Genomic DNA, 6,746 nt, shown 5'->3' with positions numbered 1-6,746 from the left:
GTCATTTGCGGCAGCCAGTGCATCACTGCCGCCCGCCACGGCCGACAGGCCCGCAGCCCCGGCCCCCATAAGAAACATACGTCGTGAACGCTTCATAACCTAGCCTGTGCCTTGTATTATCAGTATGGATTACTGCTTTTTTATGCCCGCTTTTTTCCGCAAAAGCAAAGGACCGCATAGTGCCGCAACAAGGCGGACAACGCCCATTCATCTGACGGCAAGAAAGCATCTGCGGTTCAACATCGGCACAGCTTCGCAGCGCATTGACGTGCTGACAGGGCATGAGCAATGCACAATACCGCATTTGTTGTCTCAATCATGAGCACAAACCATGCATCCATGCAAAGTAGCATGGAAAACACGCTCCACTGGGCCAAAAAATCATACGGTGACAGTAGCTGCCCGCCACAAAAAGGGGCATAAAACCCTCCACGAGTGTGGAGAATTTTATGCCCCTGAGCCATATTTTCAATACCGCGGATTACGCCGCCAAACGCACTGCCCGCACAAAAAATTGTTTTACGAATAGGTTCCGTTATATTCCACCAGGGTGGCGCTGTCCACAAAGTCCGCCGCGGTAAACGCATCCATAAATTCTATACGGCCCTTCCTGACCTTGACCTCAAGGGTCAGCTCCGTGGCTCCTCGCGAAACGCTCTTGTTTTTCAGCTTGCACTTCATTTTTTGCAACAGGACGCTCACCCGCTCCTCAGCCTCGGGGGCATAGCGCAGGATGAGCAGAAATGTCCGTGAATCCCTGTGAACAAAAGTCATGGCAATGTACACAAGGCCGATGACCGCCGTACCGAAAATGGCGACCATATAGAGCCTTGCCCCGGCGGTAAGTCCTGCGGCGATGCTCCAGTACAGAAAGCCCACATCCAGCGGGTCTTTGATGGGAGCGCGAAAACGCACAATGGACAGCGCCCCGACCATACCCAGCGACAGAACAAAGTTCGTGCCGATGGTGATGATGATAAAGGCGGTTATGCCGCTGACAATAAGGATGAGAACGCCGAAATTTTCATTATATACAATGCCGCGATAAAAAAAGCGGTACAGCAGATAGATGGCAAGCCCGCAACCAAGGGCAACAGCCATTGTCACAGCCAGAGAAAACATGGTCAGCGTTTCCTGCTGCGAAAACAGAAGCAGGACCTTGCGAAGCTCTTCAGTCATACATCACCGGCATCATGCAGAACATGGTAAAGGTTATTCCACAGTAATAGAGGACAAGATCTGCCCGTCCCTGTTGCGCAGATAAATGGTTTCACCCTGCACGGGCTTGAAATTTACCTGCATTTTCTTCAGGGCGGAGATATGCCGCGCGCCCTTGCCCACAAAAGGAACCGCTTCACCCGGATTAAAAACCACGCCGGACAACTCATACTTCTGGGGTTTGCCCAGCCTGTCGCTCAGGTACAGGCCCTGCGCTTCAAACGGGCTGCCTGTGGTATTGCGCACTGAAAAACCGCAGACATGACCGTGGTCATAGGCATTTTCAAGCACCAGAGGCGGTGGGCAATCTTCCGTCACGAGCTTGACCCGCACCTGCCCCTCCGCCGCGTCGCGCCCGGAAAGCGTGATCCTGCTCCCCTGTCTGATCTGCCCGTTCACTTCCCAATGCCGCACGGCCTTGTCCGGCGGCAGAACAGCGGCAACCTCAACGGAATTTTCAACGAAATACCATCCTTCAGGATCGGGACGGCTGATGGTGTTCAGGCGGGCCGAACCCTCCACCGTTACATGGTAAAGGTCGGTATAGCCCAGAATGCGGCGCAGTTCATTGAGCGCATGTTCCGGGCGTTCCCGGAAAAACGTAAGAATATTTTCACGGCCCCTGGCAATGGTTTCTTGCAGGCCGGGCGGATTATACACGCCGTGGCGCGCCGCATGCTCAACTTCACCAAGGCTTATGCCGTTCAGTTCCTGCATGACCTGCCGCACATTGCCTTCAGCGTAGTGAACAAAAGCCATATCACAAATATTATTGGCAAACTGTGCTGCCGATTCCGGGCGCTCCAGCAGAGAGGCAAAGACAGGGCTTGCCGCCAGCGCGCGCTCCAGAGTGGGATTGGAAGGGGGTGTTGCACCACCCCAGGGGCTCATGGCAGAAACATCCATATCATACAGCACATAGCGCCAGCGGCCATCAAGCCCGCATCCTTGAACTCTGTCATCCCCCACATAGCGCCACACTTTAATATTGTTCTGGTCGTCGTGCAGCCATTCCCTGTTGTCTATATAGGCTTCGATGGCATAATATAATAGCAAATCATCAACATCTATCTGCTTTGCAATGGCAGCATAGAGGTTTTCACTCATCGGCTCGACTTCGCAACGCCTTGTTAACGCCCTGAAGCCCTTGATCATGCGCCAGTTCAAAAGTTCCGGGTATTTTGGCGAAGAGCGCAGCCTCTTCACGCCGCCATTAAATGTGGCAAAATCTTCGCGAGGACGATTGAAAAAACTCTCGAGCAGGCTGTCATCCATTCTCACTGTCAGATAAGAATGACCGTAATAGCCGCCATTGAGGTACACGGCGGCGGAATGCACTGGTGACACCCACGGGTATCCGGCCCGGGCGGCAATACGTGCGATCAGAGGTGTACGGATCTGCGCATCATAAAGATCCTGCCCTCCACTGCTCAACGTCAGGGCATCATAGGAAAGCACAGGAAAGGCGGCATCTTCATGGGCCAGCTCGGCAAAAAAGGGATACTTGAATTTTCCCGCCGCCGGATCATAGGTCTTGCGGGCCGTAAGGCGCAGTGATTTTTGCGGATAATGCCGCGACACACCGCCGAAAACACGCAATCCGGCTTTTTGCGACAGCAGGCGGACGCCATCCGGATTAAAAACTTCCACATCCACCGGCCGCTCCCAGGCACGGCCCCGGCCTTTATAGTTGGCGTCGTGGGCGTTTTCGTCCTTTTCAGGATGCCTCTGCACGGATTCAGCCCGCAGCCTGCCCGGCACAAGGATGCCGGTCTCATGCCCGTACAGATTGTCATCTTGTGTAGACAGGGAAAAAATGTAGGAACCGTAACGCGAACGAACGCCCGGCTCAATAAAGTAGCTATGCGTGCTGACAGCGCTTTCCTGCCCGTCAACCACCGCCAAGGCCTTGACGACAATGCAGGTTCTGCCGTGTTCGGGAACGAGATGAAGGGGGCCTGTATATGCGGTGCTGTTCCTGGTGGGTGTGGAGCCGTCCACAGTATAGAATATTTGCGCATCAGGCCGTCCGCAGGCAAGTTTCACACGCACTGATTCCGTATGGAAATGGACGGAGGGATCAAAGACGGGCCTTTCGATCCTTTCCTTTTCCTGCTGTATCGTGTAGCCAACGATTTCGCGCAGGCTTTCCCTGCCGGAAGGCGCAGACAAGCCTGAAAGCCCTGAAGGCAAAAGAAGGGATGCCGCAACGCATGCCAGCGCTACAGCCAGAAACAGGCATACTATGGTCGTTCGCATACTTCCGCGTGTTTTCCTGCAATGGGGGGGCATGTCCGCTGCGCAGCCAGCTGTACGCCGCGTGTAAAAAAGGCACTGCGCACAAGGCACGAGCACGGACTATGCTTGCATAAAAAAATATTCTATAGTTATTGCGTTTTCAGGTCAACATATTACGCCAAGCTGAACGCCAATTCATTGGCTTTTCGAGCAGTATCATCAAGGGTACTTTCTAAGGGTACTTTCTTTTGCGGGGTCGCAAATATGCGGAAAAAACAATTCAGATACGAACGAAAATATTACCTGTCGCCGGATAATACTGCCATTTTGCGCCAGCGCGTGTCGTGCCTGCTCCAGCGCGACAGACATTCCAACGGGAAATACCTTATCAGCAGCCTGTACTTTGACGACATCTATGACACTGCCCTGCATGAAAAACAAAGTGGCGTCTTCACGCGCGACAAATGGCGCATGCGCTGGTACAATAATCAGCTTGACCCCATACACCTGGAGCGCAAGCACAAAGAGGGCGAACTGGGACTGAAACTGCACGCCAAGGTATCAGCAGACCAGTATCACAGGCTTTGCGCCGGAGACATGAGCGTTGCCGCCGCACAAAACGACGAAGTGTGGGAGGCGTTTTACCGCCTGCACTGCGCCAATCGCCTGCGCCCGGTGGTGACCGTCATCTACGAGCGGGAAGCCTTCAGCTATGTGCCGGGCAACGTGAGGATTACTTTTGATTCCGGTTTGCGGGCTTCCACGCCGGGTTCCGCAGTGTCGGTTCCCGTCTGCACGGACGGCCTGACCATTCTGGAGCTTAAATACGACAGTTTTCTGCCTGCTGTGGTGGAGGGTCTGCTTTCGGGCATGCAGTTTACGCAGTTGTCGCTTTCAAAATATGTCATGGCCCGGCATACGCTCATGAATTTCGGCTTTGCCTAGGGCGTGTTAACTTTGAAAAAGTGTAAATGCCCTAGATGTAGAGTGCCATCACGAGATGAATTTCCTTGGTATATCAAGGAGAGCGAACCTTTTATGCAGGGAGCGTACTCTTATGGCACTCAACCGGAATAAAAGGCGAAATTCGACGCAGAGATACCGGAAAAGGCGCTCGTGACGACACTGTCTAACGCTGCACGAAAGTGCGGCGCGCCACAACATGGCGTGGATTCTGCCAAAAATCACATTTTCGGCAGAAAAGAGAGAACCCGGCGCGCGTTGCGCGCCGGGTTCTCTCTGGTTCGGGCTGTGCGCAGCCGCTGGGTTTAGCAGTTTTCCACCATTTGCCGGGCCACCTCGCCCGATACATCCCCAACGGGCATTTCCGGCTCGGCAGCTCTGGGGCCGTGATCCCCGTTGTATGAAGCCTGCGGCTGCGCCTCAGAGGCTGTGGGCAGGGAGATGTTCTTCAGGGCATCCTTGTTGGTCAGGTCAATGATGCCGATGGCTTCAACCTCATGCCCGTCAGTGTGTCCGCCTGCCGCGGGGCCGGGCTGAAGCACGCTGTCCAGGCTGTCATCGCCTTCGCGCAACATGTCGTCCATTCCGGCAAGGGGCTGCCCGGAAGCGCTGTCGTCCTGCTGGCTGCCCGAAGCCGCGGCCGGGGCGGCTTCCGACAGGCCGGTTTCGTGGTAGTTGGCAAGCATTGAATCATCGTACAGGTGGGCGTCGCCTTCGAGGATGTCGCTGCCATCGCTGGAAAAGAGCAGTGTGGGGTACGCGCTGACGTCAACATCATGGTTCAGCGGATCATAATCATCACTGGCGTCATGAGCGCCGGGGCCGTCGTGGCCGGGCTGGGCATCTTCAAATGCGGCGGCATACGATTCTGGCTGTGCGTCATGGCTGCCGGTGAAAGACACCTTGTCGCCATCCACCTTGTCCAGAAAGCCGGAAAGGGCGTCCCGCAGGGCGGCTTCGTCCGCACCGGACCACTCGCCGTCCAACTGGAACTGGATCGAAGTCAGTCCTGCGAAGAAATCAAGGTCGGTCAGGCCGTTGAGCCAATCGGCGTAACGGCTGGCAAATTCGCCAATGCTGCTCGCCTGAAGAACCAGGGTAAAGGTATTGTCGGCATCGGCCACGATGTTGAGGCTGCCCTGCGCAACGCTGCCAGATACAGTCACTGTATTGCCGGAACCGAAAACAACAATCTTGTTTTCACTGGCCGCATTGCCGTCGGTGCTGACACTGCCCTGAATTGTCACCTGACTGCCGGCGCCCAGGGAAATTTCATTCCTGCCGCCGTCATTGGCGCTAAGGGCCATGTTCTGACCGTCCTGACTGCCCTGCGCGGTGATATTCACGCTGCTGCCCTGGCCGCCGTTGATGATGTTCAGCGAACCGCCGCCCTTGGCCCACATGGCGATGGCGTTACCAGCCGCTGCTGCCGTGGCGGTGATGGACACTATCACCGAACCGTCGCTGTTGATTTCGTTATGACCGCCGTTCAGGGCAGACATGGCCGTAGCATAATTGGTTATATCCGCCGCATAATTGGCCGCTACGCTCACACTGCCGGAATCAAGGCTGATGCTGTTGGCGCTGCTGGCTCCGTTGGCCTGCATGCCGTAAAGCTCACCTGCAACGTTTATGCTGCCGTGTCCGTCAATGGAGACGTCATTGGTACCGTGCCCTGTAACATCCATACCCCGGGACCCCGAGATATGTACGGTGCCGCCATCGGTCGCAGTAATCTGGTTGTCGCCACCATTGGACACAAACATCCCTGCTCCTTCCGTCGGCGGGCCAGTGGGGGACGCTTCCTGCCTGGCTCCGGCAATATTGATATCCTTGCCGATAATATAGTTGGCCCCGCCGCTGGTGGCAGACACGGCGTATTGTCCTGAGACGTCTACCGTGCCTTCATCAGCCACGATGCTGTTGGCGGAAAGAGCGCCGTCAGCGGACATGCCGTCTAACCCGCCCGTGACGGTGACGACGTTGCTGCCCGTGCCGGACACTTCGTTGCGGCCCCCGCCTGTTGCGTTCATGCCGGTCGTGCCGCCTTCGATGGTGATGGCGGTGTCGCCTTCGCCGATAATCTTGTTGCCCACATGCACGTCACTGCTGGTATTGCCGGTGTTATTGCCTGCGAAAACGGCGGAGGAATCGCCCTTGATGGTGATGCTGCCGCCTGTACCCGTGACGGTATTGCTGCCCACGCCGCTGGCGTTGAGGCCTGAGGTGGAGCCGGAGATGTCCACATTCCTGCCGGTCACTTCATTGCTGCCGTCAGCGGCCAGCAGGGCCTCGCCGTCGCTGGCGGTGACGGTAATCGCGCCTTG

Annotated in this window: 4 protein-coding genes; 1 reads left to right on the top strand and 3 read right to left on the bottom strand. The window is 56.0% G+C overall.

The window, feature by feature from the left end; translation table 11 throughout:
• Positions 1-519 precede the first annotated feature (519 nt).
• Together V6C07_RS00365 and V6C07_RS00360 are read right to left on the bottom strand one after the other, a co-directional pair.
• Positions 520-1,179, bottom strand: coding sequence for a DUF4956 domain-containing protein (locus V6C07_RS00365; protein WP_333534357.1), 660 nt, complete (start codon positions 1,177-1,179; stop codon positions 520-522).
• 33 nt (positions 1,180-1,212) lie between these two features.
• Positions 1,213-3,477 (bottom strand): CotH kinase family protein, encoded by a 2,265-nt coding sequence (locus V6C07_RS00360; protein ID WP_333534356.1) that lies wholly within the window; start codon positions 3,475-3,477, stop codon positions 1,213-1,215.
• 243 nt (positions 3,478-3,720) lie between these two features.
• Here V6C07_RS00360 and V6C07_RS00355 point away from each other — a divergent pair, with 243 nt between their 5' ends.
• Positions 3,721-4,401, top strand: a complete 681-nt coding sequence (locus V6C07_RS00355; RefSeq protein WP_333534355.1) for a polyphosphate polymerase domain-containing protein — start codon at positions 3,721-3,723, stop codon at positions 4,399-4,401.
• 323 nt (positions 4,402-4,724) lie between these two features.
• Here the strand turns inward: V6C07_RS00355 and V6C07_RS00350 are convergent.
• Positions 4,725-6,746: hypothetical protein (locus V6C07_RS00350; protein WP_333534354.1), on the bottom strand; the 2,022-nt coding region annotated here is incomplete at its 5' end.

The sequence above is a fragment of the Desulfovibrio sp. 1214_IL3152 genome (assembly GCF_036763055.1).
Taxonomy (GTDB): Bacteria; Desulfobacterota; Desulfovibrionia; order Desulfovibrionales; family Desulfovibrionaceae; genus Desulfovibrio.
This window is presented reverse-complemented; position numbering and strand designations above follow the sequence as displayed.